The organism is Lysobacter yananisis (assembly GCF_031199375.1).
GTDB lineage: Bacteria > Pseudomonadota > Gammaproteobacteria > Xanthomonadales > Xanthomonadaceae > Lysobacter > Lysobacter yananisis.
Map to the genome: position 1 here is coordinate 3,250,766 of NZ_CP133568.1, position 17,792 is coordinate 3,268,557.

Genomic DNA, 17,792 nt, shown 5'->3' on the forward strand with positions numbered 1-17,792 from the left:
CGAAAAGCATCGGGGCTGAAGCCCCTCCCACGATGCGAGCGCTGTCGATGCAGAAAGGGGCTGGAATTACGAGGTCTTCTGTCCATACCGCCTCGCATGCAACCGCGCCGCCGCGAACGCCGCTTCGGCATCGGCACGGAGTTTCAGTCGGCGAAACACTGAAAATATAGGGATTTCCTGCATGCATATGCCGGCGAACGCAAGCCGTAAGCGTTTACTGCGCGGTTGCATGACCCCAGTCACGATCGCGAATGTGCGTTCGCTTCGCTTGTCGCTTGTCGCTGCGCGCCCGCGCGCTTAGCGTCGAATCCCGGGCGCATCGGATCGTTCTCCCCCGTACGGCTCGAACGCGCTTTCACGCGCAGCAAGTCCTCGCGACGTGCGCGACGCGCACGCCGTTCCGTCCACCGCGTCGCGCGCCGATGCCGGAGCATCCGCCGCAGACGCCCGATCCAGGAGCGTTTTCCGTGAAACCGCAATCCGCTTCCCCGTACGCCCGGTCCGCCTGCTTCCGCCTCGCACCCGTCGCGCTCGCGCTGGCGCTCGCCGCCGCGCTCCCGCCGGCGTACGCGCAAAACCATGGCCACGACCATGCGCGCCCCGCCGACGCCAGCGACGATCCGTTCAAGCCGGTCTACATCGTCACCTCGCGCCAGACCTTCGACGCCGGCGTGCAGAGCCTGGCCAAGAACGCTAGCGGCCTGAGCAACGCGATCGGCAAGCCGCTGGTGATCGCCGAACTCAAGACCCACCAGTTGCCGGACCTGATCCGCCACGTCCACGAAAACGAGAAGCGCTGCGGCGGCTATTTCGCCTTCGACAGCCGTCGCGAGGCCGAGGACTTCGTCAAGGCCGACCGCAGCCGCGAGGCCATCGAGACCCTGTTCGCGACCTACACCGTCGACAACCAGGCCACGGTCAATCCGTGGTTGAGCCAGGTCAGCGAGGCGAACATCCGCGGCACCATCAACCATCTGTCCACGCAGTATCCGAACCGCTACTACGCCTCCACCCACGGCCGCACCTCGGCGACCTGGATCAAGGACACCTGGCTGGCGCTGGCCAACGGCCGCAGCGATGTCAGCGCCGAGCTCTACACCGGCTGCACCAACTGCTCGACCCAGCCCTCGGCGATCCTGACCATCCAGGGCAGCGAACTGCCCAACGAAGTGGTCGTGCTCGGCGCGCACCTGGACTCGATCTCCAGCAGCGGCAGCGGCGATGCGATGAACGCGCCGGGCGCCGACGACGACGCCTCCGGCATCGCCACCCTGACCGAAGTGCTGCGCGTGGCACTGGCCAGCGGCTACAAGCCCAAGCGCACGATCAAGTTCATGGGCTACGCCGCCGAGGAAGTGGGCCTGCGCGGTTCCAAGGCGATCGCCACCGATTTCAAGAACCGCGGCGTCAACGTGGTCGGCGTGCTGCAGCTGGACATGACCAACTACCGCAACGGCGGCGCCAACCCGGTGCGTCTGGTCACCGACTACTCCAACTCGGCGCTGCAGCAGTTCCTGCGCGACCTGCACGCGACCTACCTCGGCGGCACGCTGGGCAGCTACACCTGCGGCTACGGTTGCTCCGACCACGCGTCGTGGACCTCGTCCGGTTTCCCGGCGGCGATCTACTTCGAGAGCGGCACCTCCGGCGGCGGCTACTCGCCGTACATCCACTCGCCCTCGGACACGCTGGCCAATATGGGTAACTCGGCGGCCAACAGCGTGCCGTTCGCCAAGCTCGGCCTGGCCTTCGTCGGCGAACTCGGCAAGACCGCCGGCAGCGGCCCCGGGCCGGGGCCGGGCACCCAGACCTACAGCAACGCCACCGCGTATGCGATCAACGACAACGCCACCGTCGACAGCCCGATCCCGGTGTCCGGCCGCACCGGCAACGGGCCGGCCAACGCGCAGGTGTACGTCAGCATCGTGCACACCTATCGCGGCGATCTGAAGGTCGACCTGGTCGCGCCGGACGGCTCGCTCTACAACCTGCACAACCGCAGCGGCGGCAGCGCCGACAACCTGGAGCAGACCTACACCGTGGACGTGTCGAGCGAGGCGCTCAACGGCCAGTGGAAGCTGCGGGTCAACGACAACGGCCCGGGCGACACCGGCCGCATCGTCAAGTGGAGCATCACGTTCTGACGGTGCGCCGCCGAACCGGCGGTTGCGGCCCGGCCTGTCGCGATCCGGTGCGTTTCGCGCCGGCGCTGGCCGGGCCGTAGCTCGCCGCACCGCTTCGCCGCGCGGGCATGCGTCGCGCGGCGACGCTTCCCAACTTGGCGAAGACGTTCGCGCCCCGGCCCCGGCCGGGGTTTTCTTTTTCGCATGCGGCACGCAGGCCAGGACGGCGGACGCGCGAACGCGATACCGATTCGCTTGGGACGCGTCCGATTCGGCGCGTTGCATGACCCCGGTCACGCGCGTCGGCGTCGAGGCCGTGCGCGTCGCGCGCCAGGCCGCCGCGGCCGCGGCTTAGCGTGGAGGCACGGCCGATCGCGTGCGTGCGATCGGCCGTTTCCGCCGCGGCGTCCGCCGCGCGCCGCCCGTCCCGCGCCGCGAGGCGCCGTTCCTGGAGATCGCCGTGTCCCGCTTCGCTCCGCAATTGCTGCTGTCCCTGGCCGCGTCCGTCGCGGCTCCCGCCATCGCCTCCGGTCCGGCCGCCGCCGGCGACGATCCGCTCAAGCCGGTGTACGTGGTCGCCGCCGAGCGCACCCATCGCGCCGCGCTCGCCGACGCCGGGACCCGCCTGCGCACGCTCGCGGGCCGCGACGGCGAAGCGCTGGCGATTTCCCGCGTGCCGGCCGGGCGCCTGCCCGAACTGGTGCGGCACGTGCACGAAAAGGAAAAGCGCTGCGGCGGGTTCTTCGCCTTCGACAGTCGCGAGCAGGCCGAGGCGTTCGTCCGCGACGATCTCAGCGCATTGGCGGTGTCGGCGCAGGCGGTCGAGTACACGGTCGACAATCAGGCCACGGTGACGCCATGGCTGGGGCAGGTCAGGGAGGCCGACATCCGCGCCACGATCCGCAGCCTGTCGGGCAACTGGACCACGCGCCACGCCGCCACCGCCAGCGGCCGCGCCGCATCGGACTGGATCCGCGACAGCTGGAAGCGCCTCGCCGCCAACCGCGCGGACGTCAGCGTCGAACAGGTGGCCTGTAGCAACTGCGGCCAGCAGCCGTCGGTGGTGCTGACCGTGCGCGGCAACGAACTGCCCGACGAAGTGGCGGTGCTGGGCGCGCACATGGATTCGATCGCCAGCGGCGGCAGCAGCGCGAGCGCGCCGGGCGCGGACGACGACGCCTCGGGCGTGGCCACGCTGACCGAGGTGCTGCGGGTCGCTCTGGGCAGCGGCTGGAAGCCGCGCCGCACGGTCAAGTTCATGGCCTATGCGGCCGAGGAGATCGGCCTGCGCGGCTCCAACGCCATCGCCGTCGATCACCGCAACCGCGGCGTCAACGTGGTCGGCGTGCTGCAGCTGGACATGACCAACTACCGCACCGCGGGCGCGGCCGACCTGCGCCTGATCAGCGACAATTCCAACGCCGGGCTGCAGGGGCTGGTGCGCCAGTTGTACTCGCGCTACCTCGGCGGCGGCACCTTGGCCGAGTACCGTTGCGGCTACGGCTGCTCCGACCACGCGTCGTGGACCTCGGCCGGCTATCCGGCGGCGATGCTGTTCGAGGGAGGCACCGCGACCGGCGGCTACTCGCCGCACATCCACACCCGCAACGACACCCTGGCCAACATGGGCAACTCGGCGGCCAACAGCGTGCCGTTCGCCAAGCTCGGGCTGGCGTTCCTGGGCGAGCTGGGCAAGACCTCGGGGATGTGATGTCGCAGCGGGCCCGCATGCGGGAGCGCCGCGAGCCGGTCGGAAAGCATCGGGCCTGAAGGTCCTCCGACTCGAAAAGCTTCGGGCCTGAAGGCCTCCCGCGATGCGGGGGCTTTCAGGCCCGCGATGTCGCCGGCTGCGGCCGCAACGGCCTCAGCGCGTGCAGCTTTCCTCGTGCGCCATCGCACCCTTGCGGGCGATGCGCCAGTTGGTGACGTTGCCGAGCGCGTCGGTCTCGAAGGTCAGCTGGGTGTCCTTGCCCTGCGGCGCTTCCACTTCCAGGAACGCGGCGCCTTCGAAGGTCGGGTTCGGCACCTGCTTGACCTTGCCGGCGTATGCCTTGTTGATCTCGTCGATGCTCAGGCCGATGCGGCCGCCGCCCGGCGCCTGCGCCTTGGGATCGTAGACGTCGATGCCGGCCAGGCCGTCCTTGCCCATCAGGAAGCCGTACTGGTGGGTGATCGCGCCGCGCACCGGGTACAGCAGGAAGCAGTGGGCGTCCGGGCGCTGGCCGTTGTTGTCCTTCATTTCCCCGCCCCAGGCGCCGCGCACGCTGGCGGCGTCGGCGCCGAAGCGCGCGGTGACCGGGCCGCCGGGCTCGGCGCCGCCGCTGAAGCCGTCGTAGCCGATCGCGTCGCCGCGCACCGCGCGCTCCGGCGGTTCCAGCGGATTGTCGCTCGCGGCCGCGCCCGCGGCGGGCGCCTTGCCGGTGTCGGCGGCCGCCGCCTGCGCGGACTGGGCCGGCTCGGCGGGTTTCTGGCAGGCCGCCAGGACGAGCAACGCCAACGCGGAAGCCGCCAGGGCCGGAACGGATCGACGCATCTTGGATCACCGCTGGTTTTCGGGACGAAGCGCCGATGCTAATCGATCGGGCGGCGGCGCAAGGGCGGTTTCCACATCGGGTGTGGATCGAAATCCGGACCGGGTTCGCGAACCCGGTCACGCTGCGGACGCGCCGGCGCGCACGCCGCGTCCGGCCGGCGGGCGATTCGGCGCGGCGCGGCCGGGCGCCGAAACGACGAGGCCCGGTCCGCATGCGGACCGGGCCTCGTTCTCGCGCCCGCATCGCGGCGGGATCGTCCCGCCGCGCCGGCCGCCCGGATCAGAGGGCTTCGAAGCGATTGGCCTCGACGTTCTTGCGCACCTTGGCCGGATCCCAGATCCGCCCGTTCATCGCGATGTACACGCCCGGCGGCAGCGACTGCACCGCGCCGACCGCGGTGCCGATGTTGAACTCGGCGTCCGAGCCGCGGAACCGCGCCGGATTCAGCGCGCCGGTCAGGACGATGGTCTTGTCGGCGATGGTCGCCAGCACCTTGGCGGTCTCGACCATGCTGTCGGTGCCGTGGGTGACCAGCACGTGGCGCGCGTCCTGGGCGGCGATGGTGGCGCGGATCAGTTCGCGGTCCTGCGCGCTGATGTGCAGCGAGTCCTTGCGGATGATCGGAATGACGTTGTAGCGGAAGCCCACGCCGAGCTCTTCGAGGATATGGCCGATCTGCGGTTCGCCGATCTGGTAGTCCGACTTGTCGTCGAAGTAGATCTTGTCGATCGTGCCGCCGGTGGTGACGATGCAGAGCTTGTCCATCTCGGGTGGGTCGCGTGGTCGGGTGGGAGGGGGGTCGATTATAGGACCCCTGGGCGGGGAGTTCCCGGCCGGGGCTTGGCGTTGCGCGGCCCGGCCGCCGCCGCAACGGGGCCGCGGCTGTTGTGGGAGGGACTTCAGGCCCGACGCTTTCGTGCCAGGGCGCGGCGATCCGAACGCAGGGCGTCGGGCCTGAAGGCCCTCCCACAAGGGCTTTACCCGCGCTTGCGCCCCAACCGCGCCTTCAACCCGGCCAGGTTGGCCGAGAAGATCACCGCCAGCGCCAGCACCACCTCGATCCAGGCGTACAGCCGCTCGCCCGGCGAGGACCACGCCAGCATCACCCCGTGGCAGAACCAGAACAGCGCCAGCACCCCAGCCCAGTACCCGGCCAGGCGGCTGCGCAGGGCCACGCCGGCGGCCAGCAGCGCCGGCGGCAGCACGAACACGGTCAGCCCGGCGATCCAGTGCCGGCCCGGCAGCAGGTACCACAGCGCGAACAGCGCGGCCAGGGCGAGCAGGCAGACCAGCAGCACCCATTGCGAGCCCGGCCGCGCGGTCGTCGCGCCATGCCCGGCGTGGCCTTGCGCAGTGCCGTCATCGATAACGCTGCGCTCGTGGGCGCCGCCGTCCGCGACGCGCGCGGCCGGCGCGCGCTCGCCCGGGCCGGCGTTGTCGGGGCCTGCTTCGTCGGGCCCGGCTGCGTCGCGGCCGGGACCGTGGGCACCGGGGCCCGACGCGCTCAACGGTTCACCTTCGCGGTCAGCGCCGCGACCCGGCGCCCCAGCGCGCGCGCCAGCGCGGCCTCGTCGTCGCTGAGTTCGGGATCGTCCTGCGCCCCGGCGACGTGGCTGGCGCCGTACGGCGTGCCGCCGCCGCGGGTGCGGCTCAGCGCCGGCTCGGTGTAGGGAATGCCGAGGATCACGCAGCCGTGGTGCAGCAGCGGCACCATCATGCTCAGCAGGGTCGATTCCTGGCCGCCGTGCATGCTGGCGGTGGAGGTGAACACCGCCGCCGGCTTGCCGACCAGGGCGCCGCTGGCCCACTGCGCGCCGAGGCCGTCGAGCCAGTGCTTGACCGGCGCGGCCATGTTGCCGAAGCGGGTCGGGCTGCCGAGCACCAGGCCGGCGCATTCGTCCAGGTCGCGCGGCTCGACGTAGGGCGCGCCGTCCTCGGGCACCGGCGGCGCCGCGGTCTGGGTGATCGCGGCCACCGGCGGCACCGTGCGCAGCCGCGCGCTAACGCCCTCGACCTCGCCGATGCCGCGCGCGATCTGGCGGGCGAGGCGGGCGACGGAACCGCCGCGGCTGTAGTAGAGCACCAACACTTCGGTCATCGGGGTCTCCTTTGCGCTGGACAGGATAGAGGAATGCGCGCGGCGCGGCCTTTTGCGGGCGCGTTCCCCGGCCCGGGCGCAGAGCGTCCGGGCGTTCGCGGCCGCGCGAGCCGATGGCTCGCAAGCGCGGCCGCTCACCCGCTTGCTGAAGAAGGCGCCCCGAAGGGCCGAACGAGGACTATGCATGCCGCCTAACGCCCCATCGGTTACCCTGCGCCCGATGGAGCCATTGGATTCGATCTATCGCTGGAGCGACCGCGTGCGCGACCGCGCGCGCGTGGGCACGTTCTTCCGCTTCCTCGCCCGCCGCTTCCTCGACGACAACCTGTTCCAGGCCGCCGGCGCGTTGTCGTACACCACGGTGTTCGCGCTGGTGCCGCTGTCGATGGTGGTGTTCGGCGTGCTCTCGGCGTTCCCGATGTTCGGCGAATGGAGCGACAAGCTCAGCGACTACATCTTCTCCAACTTCGTGCCTTCGGCGGCGCGCTCGGTGGAGTCCTACCTCAAGCAGTTCTCGGCCAACGCCGGCCAGCTCACCGCCGCCGGCGTGATCGCGCTGGTGGTGTCGCTGCTGATCACCCTCAACGGGGTGGAGTCGGCGTTCAACCAGATCTGGCGCGTGCACTCCGCGCGCCCGCGCATCGGCCGCTTCCTGATCTACTGGACCGTGCTGACCCTCGGCGCGCTGCTGGCCGCGGCCAGCCTGGCGATCTCGGCGCGCTTTTTCGCCCTGGACGTGTTCGCCACCCAGCCCGGACGCTGGTTGGAAAGCCTGCTGCTACGCGGCGCACCGATGGCGCTGGAGTGGCTGGCGTTCGCGGCGATTTATGTCGTAGTGCCGCACCGCACGGTGAAGTGGCGCCACGCCGTGGCCGGCGCGTTCCTGGCGATGGTGCTGTTCGAGGTGATCAAGGGCGGCATCGGCCTGTACCTGGGCAGCTTCGGCTCGTATTCCAAGATCTACGGCACCCTGGCGTTCGTGCCGATCTTCCTGCTGTGGATCTACCTGAGCTGGATCGCGGTGCTGCTGGGCGCCTCGCTGGCCTCGTCCATCGCCGCGTTCCGCTACCAGCCCGCGGCGATGCGCCTGCCGCTGGGCTTCGAGATGTACGGCCTGCTGCGCCTGCTCGCGCGCTTCGCCCAGGCGCGCAAGCGCGGGCGCGGGCTGCACATCGACGACATCCAGCAGCTCGAACCGATGCTGACCGACTCGCTGGTCCAGCAGATGCTCGAACAGCTCGGCGAGATCCAGGTGGTGAGCCGCGCCGAGAGCGGCGAATGGCTGCTCTCGCGCGATCTCGACGAACTCTCGCTGGGCGAACTGTACGAAGCCTGCAACCTGCGCATCCCCATCGCCGAGGCAATGCTGCCCTGCCGCGACGACTCGCTCGGCCAGTCGGCGGTGGCGGCGATGGACGAACTGCGCGTACCGCTGCGCGCGCTGATGAAACGGCGCGTGTCCAGCATTCATGCCGAAGAGGACGCACCATGATTTCCACCGCCCGCACCCGCCGCGCGCTGCCGCTGCTCGCCGTCGCGATCGCCGCGACCCTGCTCGGCGCCTGCCAGAAGTCCGACGACCCCCGGTCGATCGACCGGACCGACGAGATCAAGCGCGCCGACGCCGAGCGCATCGCCGCGCAAGCCGCCGCGCCGGCGCCCGCCGACAAGCCGGCCGAGGCGCACGCCGCGTCCGATGTTCCCGAACTGCGCATCGCCACTCTCGACGGCAAGACCTACGATCTGGCCGAGCACCGCGGCAAGTGGGTGGTGGTGAACTTCTGGGCCACCTGGTGCGCGCCGTGCATCAAGGAAATGCCCGAGCTGTCGGCGCTGGACGCGATGCGCGAGCACATCGAAGTGATCGGCCTGGCCTACGAGGAAATCGACAAGGCCGACATGCAGGCCTTCCTCAAGCAACATCCGGTGTCGTACCCGATCGCGGTGCTCGACGTGACCGATCCGCCGAAGTCCTTCGACACGCCCAAGGGCCTGCCGATGACCTACCTGATCGGGCCGGACGGCAAGGTGGTGGAGAAGTTCCTCGGCCCGGTCGACGCGAAGAAGCTCGAGGACGCCATCGCCAAGGCCGGTGGACCGAAGCCGGGCGAGCCGGCGGGCCAGGGCGGCGCAGGCAAGAACGGTTCGAACAAGGACGATTCGAGCAAGGGCGGTCCGAGCGGCGGCAACACTTGAGCGCCGCGCGCTTCTACGTCGCCGGCAAGGTGCAAGGCGTGTGGTTCCGCGCGAGCGCCCGCGAACAGGCGTTGGCGCTGGACTTGCGCGGCTACGCCAACAACCTGCGCGACGGCCGGGTGGAGGTGCTCGCGGTCGGCGACGCGGCGGCGATCGAGCGCCTCGCGCAGTGGTTGCGGCAGGGGCCGCCGAATGCGCGGATCGACCGCATCGAGCGCGAACCGGCCGGCGAGAACGAGGCAGGCGACGGCTTCGTCTGCGGCTGAAGGGCCAGCCACTACCCGCCAGGCTTAGGTAGGAGCGGCGCGAGCCGCGACCGCGACAACGCAACCACGGCGAAACCGGCGGCGCAGTTGCGTTGTCGCGGTCGCGGCTCGCGCCGCTCCTGCCCAACGCCTGAAGCGGCCTAGGGCAACCCCTAGCTCGGGACGCCCCGGATTGGCGCGCGCGCGGCTTGGGAGTGCAATGGCCCGGCCCCCGCGGAAAAGGAGTTCTCCCGTGCTGCCGATCGACGCCTACCGCCCGACCAACTTCCCCGTCTGCACGCCGACGCCCCCTCCGGCCGATCCGCGCGCGCCGGAACTCAAGCCGGTCCAGGCCGACTCCGGCCCCAACGATTTCGAGATCGGCGTGCAGGGCCCCGATCCCGACCTCGCCGTCGGCGGCAGCCACGACCAGCAGGAAAGCCAGCGCGACTTCATGCTCGCCCTGGCCAGCCGCGGCTTCGCCAGCTACCTGACCGGACACACGCCCGGCACCCCGCGCTATCCCGGCGACGGCGACGTGCGCAACATCCTGCAGGACTTGCAGCCGAACCCGCCGATCGGCGAAGTCGGCCGCGAGGTCACCCGCGCCGTGTACCAGAGCGACATTCCCAACGCCACGCCGCAGGAAGCCTACGACCACTTCGTGCAGAACCCGGGCGAAGTGTTCGGCGCCGGCGGCATGGAAATCCGCCCGCCGACGCAGAACCTGGAAGACGGCGGCCGCTACATGCTCGAAACCGGCGGCCCGCCGCCGACCTGGCTGCCGGTCGAGATCCGCCTGGATGCGGACAACCGCGCCATCACCATCAACACCCTCGACGGCCACGTCCTGCGCGGCACCCAGACCTTCACCTTCACCGACAACTGCAGCGGCGGCACCACCCTGACCCAGGACGCGAGCTTCCAGGGCAGCACGCCGCTGGTCGGCGACATCCAGGAACTGGCCTCGGTGTCGGCCGGCCAGCACAACGCCTGGCAGAACGCGCACCGCGAGATCTACGGCCAGTTCAACGGCGACCAGGACTACACCGGCATCGGCACCTCGGCGGTGAGCCCGGAACTGATCAAGGGTTGGGGCCAGATGCTGCTCAACATCGCCGCCGATCCCGGCCGCGCCGGCGACGTGCTGCTCGACAGCGGCGGCGAACTGGCCAACGAGACCATCGACCACTGGGGCGGCTGGGCCGGCGACTTCATGGACTGGGCCGGCATTCCCGGCGGCGGCGTGGTGCGCGATGTCACCGACGCGGTCGGCGACGGCATCAGCGCCACCGCCGACAAGGTCGGCGACGTCATCGACTTCGTGTTCTGAGCGCCCGCCCGCCATCCTCGGCGGGCCGCGGCGAACACCGGATGCTCCCTGCAGGAGCGGCGCAAGCCGCGACCGCGACAACGCAACTACGGCGCAAGCTCCGGCGCGGTTGCATTGTCGCGGTCGCGGCTCGCGCCGCTCCTACACAAAGCGGAACCTGTTTCGCGGGCGCGCCGACGCGGACTACAGCGCGCCCGGCGTCCGCATCGCGCGGCCGTTGCGCCACTCGCTCTGCGCCTGCACATGGCCGCTGCGGTCGAGGTACTCGACGATCGAGCGCACCGTCACCACCGGATAGTCGCCGCCGAGCCGGGTCGAGATCGGGTGGTCGGTGAAGGCGACATTGGCGCTGAACAGACCGCCGAGCACGCGCTTGGAATAGGGGATGTGCACGCGGTCGGCGCGGAAGCCGTCGCGCTGCGCGGCCGCGAACGCGGCGTTGCGGCTGGGCGCCTGCGCCTGCGTCAGCGCGGCGCCGAGGGTTTCCAGCACCCACGCGGTCGAGTTCTGGTAATCGGCGCTGCCCGGCCGCGCGATCAGGTTGTAGCGGGGCTGGTGCAGCGCGCCGCTTGGCAGCGCGCGCAGCCGTTCGGCCAGGCGCTGGGCGAGTTCGGGTTCGAGCCAGACGATGCGCGCGTCCTGGTTGACCAGGTCGTCGGCGAAGAAATTGACCAGGCCCTGGCTGTAGAGATTGGAGCGGTCGCTGCCGCATTCGTTGAGCAGGTGCACCGCGGTCCAGCGGCCGGCGGGGTGGTCGCGCACGACGAAGCCGACGTGGCTGTAGACCAGGCCCTGCGCCGACAGGTCGCTGCCGACCCGCGCCACCAGCGCCAGCGGCGCGTCGCGGCGGTCGAGCGCGTCGGCCACGATCAGCGCGGTCTGCGCGGCGTCGGCGAGCTTGCGCGGCGCCAGCGGTTCGCTGCCGCACCCGGTGCCCGCACGTCCCTGTGCGGGCAGCAGCCCCAGCATCGCCGCCAACATCGCCGCCGCCAGCGTCCTGCCGAACGCGGTCGATGCCATGGCGCTCGTTCGCGCGGCGCATCCCTGCGCCGGGTCCTTGCCCACCGTCTGCCCCTGCAACCACTGCCTTCCCAACCACTGCTTTCGCGACCCCCGTTGTTCCGATCGCGCGCGCTGCGAACCCTGCCTGTCCATGGCCGCGCCGTCCTCAGCTCAACTTGCGGCTGTGCACATGCCGGCGCGCGCGTTCGTCGGGCACGAAGCAGAACACGTGGCCGGCGGCGTCGCTGATCAGCCAACCGGCGGCGACCGCGGTGATCGCCACCGAAGCGCCGACCGACAAGCCCAGGTCGCGTGCCTGTTCGGCCGAGAGCTTGACCACCAGCGAGGTGCCCGCGCCGACCGCGGACACGGTCACCGCGACGGCGTTGCCGCTGGCCTGGATCGCGGTGACGGAAAATTTGGCGCCCTGCGACAGGGCGTGGGCGGCGGCCACCGGCACCTCGACCGAGGCGTCCAGGCTGGTCGCCGATTGCCGGCTGGCGGCGTCGGATTGCACCGCCGCGCGTGCCGGCCTCCCTGCCGGCAGCGCGATGGCGGCGACGCAGGCCGCGGCGAGGAGGAGCAGGCGTTCGGCATTCCTTGGCATTCGTGCCACCTCGTCGGGACCTGCGGGCTACCTTCCCGACGGTTCCGCGGGCTGGCAACGATCATCGACAAGGTGTCTCGGATTTCCCTGCTAGGTAGCGTATTTTGCTACCCATGGCCCTGTCACTCGAACTCGTCGACGCCCTGAAGCGCTTCCTGCGTGCCCAGGACCTCACCTACCGCGACCTCGCCGGCCGGCTCAAGCTCAGCGAGGCGGCGGTCAAGCGCATGTTCTCGCGGCGGGCGATGAGCCTGGCGCGGCTGGAAGAGATCTGCGATGTGCTCGACATCGGCCTGGCCGAACTCAGCGCCGAGGCCGGCCGCGGTCGCGCGCCGATGGCCACGCTCAGCGAAGCCCAGGAGCAGGCCCTGGTCGACGAGCCGGCGCTGCTGCTGGCCTTGTTCCTGACCTTGAACCGCTGGAAGCAGGCCGACGTGCAGGCCCACTTCAACTTCGACAACGCGCGCTGGACCGGCTTGCTGGTGCGGCTGGACCGGCTCGGCATCATCGAACTGATGCCCGGTAACCGCGGCCGCCCGCTGACCGCGCGCAACTTCCGCTGGCGCGCCGACGGGCCGATGGAGCGCTATTTCCGGCTCAAGCTGCTGCAGGACTACTTCGCCGATCCGTTCGACGGCGAGCAGGACGTGTTGCTGCTGCTCAGCGGCTCGCTGAGCCCGGCCGGCATCCGCCAGCTCAAGCAGCGGCTGGGCGAGGTCGCGCGCGAATTCGACGCCCTGCTGGCGCGCGATGCCGCGCTGACCGCGCAGGAGCGGGTCGGCGTGAGCCTGGTGCTGGCGCAGAAGCCGTGGTTGCTGCAGTTGTTCCAGCCGTACCGGCGCTCGCAGGGCTGAGGTCCTTTCGAACGCGCGACCCGGCTTCTTGTAGGAGCGGCGCGAGCCGCGACCGCGACAACGCAACTGCATCGAAAGGTTCGGCGTAGTTGCGTTGTCGCGGTCGCGACTCGCGTCGCTCCTACAGGGGGCGACCGATAGTCGCGCTCAGCCGAACTCGGCGCTCGGCGCGATCGCCTTGCGCGCGAACATCGCCTCGGGGACTTCGACGAATTCCATCCGGTACGGCCCGCCGAGCTCTTCGGGCTTGAGCTGCGGGAACTGCCGGTAGAGCGGGGCGGTCACGCTCAGCAGTTCGCCGGTCACCCGGCCGATGTCCTCGCACAGGGCGCGGAATTCGTCGTGCGGCAGCTGCGGCTGCAGTTGCAGCAGGTGTCGGTTGAGCGTGGCGTTCATGCTCGCCAACAACAGGCTGGTGCGCTCGGCCTGTTCGCGGTCCATATCGCCTCCCGTGTGCTGGTCAGCCCTTGTCGCCCGACTTGCCGCCCGACTTGCCGCCGATGGGTTTCAGCACGCCGAACCTCTCCTTCGCCGGCTTGCCCTTGAGCGGCGGGAAGTCGAGCTTGGCCGGCGCCACCTCGGTGTCGGGCAGGCGCGAGAGCAGGTCGCGGATCAAGCTCAGCCGGCCCTGGCGCTGGTCGTTGAAGTCCACCAGCGTCCACGGCGCATGCTTGGTGTGGGTGGCTTCGAGCATCGCCTCGCGGGCGCGGGTGTAGTCGTCGTAATGGGCGCGCGCCTGCAGGTCGATCGGCGAGAGTTTCCAGCGCTTGAGCGGATCGTTGAGGCGCTCGGCGAAACGCTCTTCCTGTTGCGCCTGGTCGCAGCACAGCCAGTACTTGAACAGCAGGATGCCGTCGTCGACCAGCAGCTTCTCGAACACCGGCGCCTGCTTGAGGAAGGCCTTGACCTGCTCGGGCTTGGCGAAGCCCATGACCTGCTCGACGCCGGCGCGGTTGTACCAGCTGCGGTCGAACAGGACGATCTCGCCGGCCGCCGGCAGGTGCGGCACGTAGCGCTGGAAATACCATTGCCCGGCTTCGCGTTCGCTCGGCTTGGACAGGGCGGCGATGTGGCATTGGCGCGGGTTGAGGTTCTCCGAGATCGAGCCGATCGCGCCGCCCTTGCCGGCGGTGTCGCGGCCTTCGAAGATCACCATCAGCCGCTTGCCGCTGTGCTGCAGCCAGCGGCCCATCGCCGCCAGTTCCAGTTGCAGCGGTTCCAGCTGCGCTTCGTAGTCCTTGCGCTTGAGCTTGCTCATCGGGCGGCCTTCTTGCGGGCGGAAGCCTTCTTCGCCGGGGCCTTGCGCGCGCGCGCCGGCGCGGCGCGGCGGGTGCCGGCCATGCTCGCGGCGACTTCGAGCAGGGCGCCCTGCTGGCGGGTGTCGAGCGCGCGGTAGGCGGCGAGCAGGTCGTGCTCGCCCTGGGTGCGGGCCGGGTCGAGGGTGCTGGCCAGTTCGGCCAGCAACGCGCCGGCGGGGACGCCGAAGGCGCGCGCGAGCGCGTCGAGCTGGTCGCGGCCGGGCAGCTTCTCGCCGCGCAGCCAGGCGCTGACGGTGCTGGCGCCGGCGCGCGGGATTGCGGTGGCCAGGTCGGTCACGCTGAGGCCGCTGGCCTTGGCCAGCAGGCGCAGGGTGGTGTCCAGCGACATGCGCATCACTCCTTGAGGCGGGGACGCAAAGTGGCGAGGTTGCACGGCCGGGTGCGCGCGTCGAGCTGCGCGCCGACGATCTTTTCCCAGGCGGTGCGGCAGGCCGAGGTCGAACCCGGCAGGCAGAACAGGAACGTGGCGTTGGCCAGCCCGGCGAAGGCGCGCGACTGCAGGGTCGAGGTGCCGATCTCGTCGAAGCTGATCGCGCGGAACAGTTCGCCGAAGCCCGGCATTTCCTTGTCCAGCAGCGGCAGCAGCGCCTCGGGGGTGGAATCGCGGCCGGTGAAGCCGGTGCCGCCGGTGACCAGGATGCCGTCGACGCCGTCGTCGGCGATCCACTGCGACACCGCCGCGCGCAGCTTGTAGCGATCGTCCGGCAGCAGCTTGCGTTCGACCAGGCGGTGGCCGGCGTCGGTCAGCGACTGGATCAGGTAGTCGCCGGAGCTGTCGTTGGCGAGGGTGCGGCTGTCGGAGACGGTCAGCACGCACAGGTTCAGGGGGATGAAATCGCGTTCTGCGGTCATGCCGCCGAGACTAGCGCAAACCGCGGCCGGCCGGGGTTGCGGCGCAGCGAAGGCGCGCGCGCCGCGAACGCGATTGCGCGCGCGGGCACGGATCCGCGCGCATCGGGCGACCGGTGCGGATCGGGCGGCCAGGAGCGGATCGGCCCCGATCGGGCTGAGTCGGCACGGGCCGGTCGGCGCGTGTCGATCAGCACGGATCTGTCGGCACGGGTCTGTCGGTACGGATCGGTAGGCACGCACCGGCGTCAATCCGCGCGGCCGCGGTCCGGCGTCCCGATCCGCTCAACCGGCCGCGCGTCGCTCCGTGTCGGCGGGCGATGCCAGCGCGGCTTCCATCGCCGCGATCGCGTCCTCGAGCTGCGCGCGCCGCGACGCATCCAGGTGATCGGCCGCATCCGTCAGCAGGTTGGCCAGCCGCACCAGGCGCCGGCGGTGGCCGTGCAGGTCCAGCCGCACCAGGCGCCCGCCGGCTTCGCCGTGCGCGGCCTCGCGCTGCGCGCCGGCGTCCAAGTGGCGAGACAGCAGCAGGCGCACGCGTTCGGCGCGCTCGGCGTCTTCCTCCGACCACGGCTCGGCGGTGCCGCTGACGGTCTGGTTCCATTCGGCGAAGCTGGTGCGCGGGCCGATGGTCAGGCGGCCGGCGTCGAGCTGGTAGGCATCGTCCGGCGAGCCGGCCCAGCGCACGTGTTCGATCTGTTCGTTGCGCAACAGCAGCAGCCAGCCGCCGGTGCCGGCGTCGAGCGGCGTCGCGAACAGGCCGGCCGGCCCGTGCCCGGTGTCGTTCCAGTCGGCGCGCTCGGCGGTGCCGGCGGGGGCGTGGCGCGCGTGCGTCCGCGCCCAGGCCAGGGCCGGCGCCAGCGCCGCCGGATCGAAGTCGGCCCCGGCCAGCAGCGCGCCGTCGCCGGAGACCAGCGCCGCGGCGTCGGCGCCGAGCGCGCCGAGCAGCGCCTCGGACTGTTCGCGCAGCGTCGCCCACGGCGACGGCGAACGCGCCAGCGCCTGCTCCAGGCGGTCGCGATGCAGGCGCGCGGCCGCCTCGGCGGCGCCGATCTGCTTGAGGTTGCGGGTGCCCAGCAGCAGCGACACGTAACGGCCGAACACGTCGGCGGCGATGCGCTCGCGCGGCCCGACCGGACGCGGCTGCGGATGGTGGCAGGCGATCAGCCCCCACAGCCGGCCGTCGACGATCAGCGAGATCGACATCGACGCGCGCACGCCCATGTTGCGCAGGTACTCCAGATGGATCGGCGAGACGCTGCGCAGCAGGTCGAAGCTCATGTCCAGCGGCGCTGCGTGCGCCGCGGTATGCACCGGCACCGGCGCGTAGCCGGCGTCGGGGATCACCCGCACGCGGTTGGCCAGGTACAGCGCGCGCGCCTGCGGCGGGATGTCGGACGCGGGAAAGCGCAGGCCCAGGTAGGAGCTGAGTTCCCCGCCGAGCGCCTGCGCCACGACTTCGCCGGAATGGTCGCGGCGGAACGCGTAGACCATGACCCGGTCGTAGCCGGTGAGCTCGCGCACCTGCGTGGCGACGGCCTGGAAGAAGGACGCGGCCTGCGCGCCGGTCTCGAGCCGGGCGATCATCGCGTGCGCGTCGAGCGGTTCGCCGCTGTCGCGCGCGGCCGGTTCCAGTTCGACGTGGATCAGCTGCGCGCGCACATGCACCGACAGATAGTGCAGTTCGCCCCAGGCGCCGGCGTTGACCAGGCCGGCCAGGCGCGGGAAGTCGCCGGGCTGCGAGGCCGCGGCATTGGCCCGGACCAGTTCCAGCGCGTGCGAGTCGAACAATTCGTCGATGGCCTGGCCGAGCAGCGCCTGCGCGTCGGTCGCGAACAGTTCGCCGGCATTGTCGGACGCCGCCACGATCTCGCCGCTGCGCGGCGCGAACGCCAGCAGGACGCCGTGCGGCTGGATCGCGCCGCTGAGGTGGATCGGCTCGCGCGCGCAAGCGTCGTAGGCGGCCTGCAGCTTCGGATCGGTCACGCGGACTCCTTTTCGATCAGCGCATCGGCGACCAGGGCGAACGCATGCCGCGCGCCGCGCGCGGCGTCGTCGCGCAAGCCGCCGTCGAGCGTTTGCAGTTCGTCGAGAAAGCGCGGCCAGCGGTCGCCGGGCCGGGCATGGTGGCGCAGGAACGCGAGCGGCACGCGCGGATCGCGCAGGCGCAGGCGCTCGGCCGCGCGCAGCAGCACCCGCGCGCCGAGCGCGGATCCTTCCAGCACGTAGTTGGCGCCCATCCAGCACGACGCCGGCAGCGCCGCCGGGCGGTACGCCAGCGGCAGCAGGCCCAGCTCGCGCAGGTCCTGGTGCAACAGCGCGCGGCGTTGCGGATCGAACCATTCGGTCCAGGCCGAGCGCGCGTCGACCGCGGCCGGCGGCGGCGCCAGCAGTTCCACCAGCGACAGCATGCCGAGCAGGTAGCGCAGATAGCCGCGCCGATCGTCGAGGCTGTCGGCCAGCATGGCGTCGAGGTCGCGGTGCTGGGCGGCGGTGGCGCTACGCAGTTGCTGGTGCAGCGTATCCAAGGACGGTCCTGCGAACGGCGAAAAGACGGCCAGTCTACGCATTGCGCTCCTCCGTGCCAGGACCGCGCGCGGCGGCGCGCGCGGTCGCTGAATCGTTAAGTTGC

At 71.0% G+C, this 17,792-nt stretch carries 18 protein-coding genes and 2 pseudogenes; 7 read left to right on the top strand and 13 right to left on the bottom strand.

The features are described from left to right. Positions 1–467: 467 nt before the first annotated feature. Positions 468–2,144, top strand: coding sequence for a M20/M25/M40 family metallo-hydrolase (locus RDV84_RS13740; protein ID WP_309150683.1), 1,677 nt, complete (start codon positions 468–470; stop codon positions 2,142–2,144). A gap of 439 nt (positions 2,145–2,583) precedes the next feature. Further along, a complete protein-coding gene (locus RDV84_RS13745) occupies positions 2,584–3,834 on the top strand; it encodes a M20/M25/M40 family metallo-hydrolase (RefSeq protein WP_309150684.1) in 1,251 nt (416 codons plus the stop codon). Between the two features lie 153 nt (positions 3,835–3,987). On the opposite strand, the gene RDV84_RS13750 is transcribed toward RDV84_RS13745, so the two are convergent. From RDV84_RS13750 to wrbA, 5 genes and pseudogenes are all read right to left on the bottom strand, one after another. Then, the gene (locus RDV84_RS13750; RefSeq protein WP_139382084.1) at positions 3,988–4,656 is read right to left on the bottom strand and encodes a hypothetical protein; all 669 of its coding nucleotides are present in this window, start codon (positions 4,654–4,656) and stop codon (positions 3,988–3,990) included. 280 nt (positions 4,657–4,936) lie between these two features. Continuing rightward, the gene (locus RDV84_RS13755) at positions 4,937–5,422 is read right to left on the bottom strand and encodes an asparaginase domain-containing protein (protein WP_057948587.1); all 486 of its coding nucleotides are present in this window, start codon (positions 5,420–5,422) and stop codon (positions 4,937–4,939) included. Positions 5,423–5,543: 121 nt separating this feature from the next. Beyond that, positions 5,544–5,627 (bottom strand): annotated as a pseudogene (locus RDV84_RS26500) (DUF6053 domain-containing protein); the annotation flags it as partial. A 7-nt stretch (positions 5,628–5,634) separates the two neighbouring features. Continuing rightward, positions 5,635–6,165, bottom strand: a complete 531-nt coding sequence (locus tag RDV84_RS26505; protein ID WP_425606261.1) for a DUF2069 domain-containing protein — start codon at positions 6,163–6,165, stop codon at positions 5,635–5,637. Beyond that, positions 6,162–6,755, bottom strand: a complete 594-nt coding sequence (wrbA, locus tag RDV84_RS13765) for an NAD(P)H:quinone oxidoreductase (RefSeq protein ID WP_309150685.1) — start codon at positions 6,753–6,755, stop codon at positions 6,162–6,164. Before wrbA ends, RDV84_RS26505 begins: the two co-directional genes overlap by 4 nt. A 220-nt stretch (positions 6,756–6,975) precedes the next feature. Between wrbA and RDV84_RS13770 the strand changes: the two genes are divergently transcribed. From RDV84_RS13770 to RDV84_RS13785, 4 genes and pseudogenes are all read left to right on the top strand, one after another. Continuing rightward, positions 6,976–8,247 (top strand): YihY family inner membrane protein, encoded by a 1,272-nt coding sequence (locus tag RDV84_RS13770; RefSeq protein ID WP_057948585.1) that lies wholly within the window; start codon positions 6,976–6,978, stop codon positions 8,245–8,247. 78 nt (positions 8,248–8,325) lie between these two features. Then, positions 8,326–8,849: pseudogene (locus RDV84_RS13775) on the top strand (TlpA family protein disulfide reductase); the annotation flags it as partial. Positions 8,850–8,947: 98 nt separating this feature from the next. After that, positions 8,948–9,217, top strand: a complete 270-nt coding sequence (locus RDV84_RS13780; protein ID WP_309150686.1) for an acylphosphatase — start codon at positions 8,948–8,950, stop codon at positions 9,215–9,217. A gap of 232 nt (positions 9,218–9,449) precedes the next feature. Continuing rightward, complete coding sequence (locus RDV84_RS13785; protein WP_057948582.1) at positions 9,450–10,529, top strand: hypothetical protein; 1,080 nt, start codon at positions 9,450–9,452, stop codon at positions 10,527–10,529. A 183-nt stretch (positions 10,530–10,712) separates the two neighbouring features. On the opposite strand, the gene RDV84_RS13790 is transcribed toward RDV84_RS13785, so the two are convergent. Together RDV84_RS13790 and RDV84_RS13795 are read right to left on the bottom strand one after the other, a co-directional pair. Continuing rightward, a complete protein-coding gene (locus RDV84_RS13790; protein WP_309150687.1) occupies positions 10,713–11,549 on the bottom strand; it encodes a DUF2145 domain-containing protein in 837 nt (278 codons plus the stop codon). A 148-nt stretch (positions 11,550–11,697) separates the two neighbouring features. Further along, positions 11,698–12,048, bottom strand: coding sequence for a hypothetical protein (locus RDV84_RS13795; RefSeq protein WP_078999573.1), 351 nt, complete (start codon positions 12,046–12,048; stop codon positions 11,698–11,700). 203 nt (positions 12,049–12,251) lie between these two features. Here RDV84_RS13795 and RDV84_RS13800 point away from each other — a divergent pair, with 203 nt between their 5' ends. Then, positions 12,252–12,992 carry a helix-turn-helix domain-containing protein gene (locus tag RDV84_RS13800; RefSeq protein WP_057948579.1) on the top strand — a complete coding sequence of 247 codons (741 nt, stop codon included), beginning with the start codon at positions 12,252–12,254 and terminating at the stop codon, positions 12,990–12,992. 147 nt (positions 12,993–13,139) lie between these two features. Here the strand turns inward: RDV84_RS13800 and RDV84_RS13805 are convergent, their stop codons facing one another. The 6 genes from RDV84_RS13805 to RDV84_RS13830 form a co-directional block, all read right to left on the bottom strand. Further along, positions 13,140–13,433 carry a hypothetical protein gene (locus tag RDV84_RS13805; protein WP_057948578.1) on the bottom strand — a complete coding sequence of 98 codons (294 nt, stop codon included), beginning with the start codon at positions 13,431–13,433 and terminating at the stop codon, positions 13,140–13,142. Positions 13,434–13,452: 19 nt separating this feature from the next. After that, positions 13,453–14,250 (bottom strand): polyphosphate kinase 2, encoded by a 798-nt coding sequence (ppk2, locus tag RDV84_RS13810; protein WP_309150688.1) that lies wholly within the window; start codon positions 14,248–14,250, stop codon positions 13,453–13,455. Then, positions 14,247–14,639 carry a helix-turn-helix domain-containing protein gene (locus RDV84_RS13815; protein ID WP_309150689.1) on the bottom strand — a complete coding sequence of 131 codons (393 nt, stop codon included), beginning with the start codon at positions 14,637–14,639 and terminating at the stop codon, positions 14,247–14,249. Before RDV84_RS13815 ends, ppk2 begins: the two co-directional genes overlap by 4 nt. A gap of 5 nt (positions 14,640–14,644) precedes the next feature. Continuing rightward, positions 14,645–15,163 carry a molybdenum cofactor biosynthesis protein B gene (gene moaB, locus RDV84_RS13820; RefSeq protein ID WP_309150690.1) on the bottom strand — a complete coding sequence of 173 codons (519 nt, stop codon included), beginning with the start codon at positions 15,161–15,163 and terminating at the stop codon, positions 14,645–14,647. Between the two features lie 282 nt (positions 15,164–15,445). After that, the gene (locus tag RDV84_RS13825; RefSeq protein WP_309150691.1) at positions 15,446–17,146 is read right to left on the bottom strand and encodes a GAF domain-containing protein; all 1,701 of its coding nucleotides are present in this window, start codon (positions 17,144–17,146) and stop codon (positions 15,446–15,448) included. Beyond that, on the bottom strand, positions 17,143–17,688 hold the full coding sequence (locus RDV84_RS13830; RefSeq protein WP_250449439.1) for a biliverdin-producing heme oxygenase: 546 nt from the start codon (positions 17,686–17,688) through the stop codon (positions 17,143–17,145). The genes RDV84_RS13825 and RDV84_RS13830 overlap by 4 nt, the downstream gene beginning before the upstream one ends. Positions 17,689–17,792: the final 104 nt, after the last annotated feature.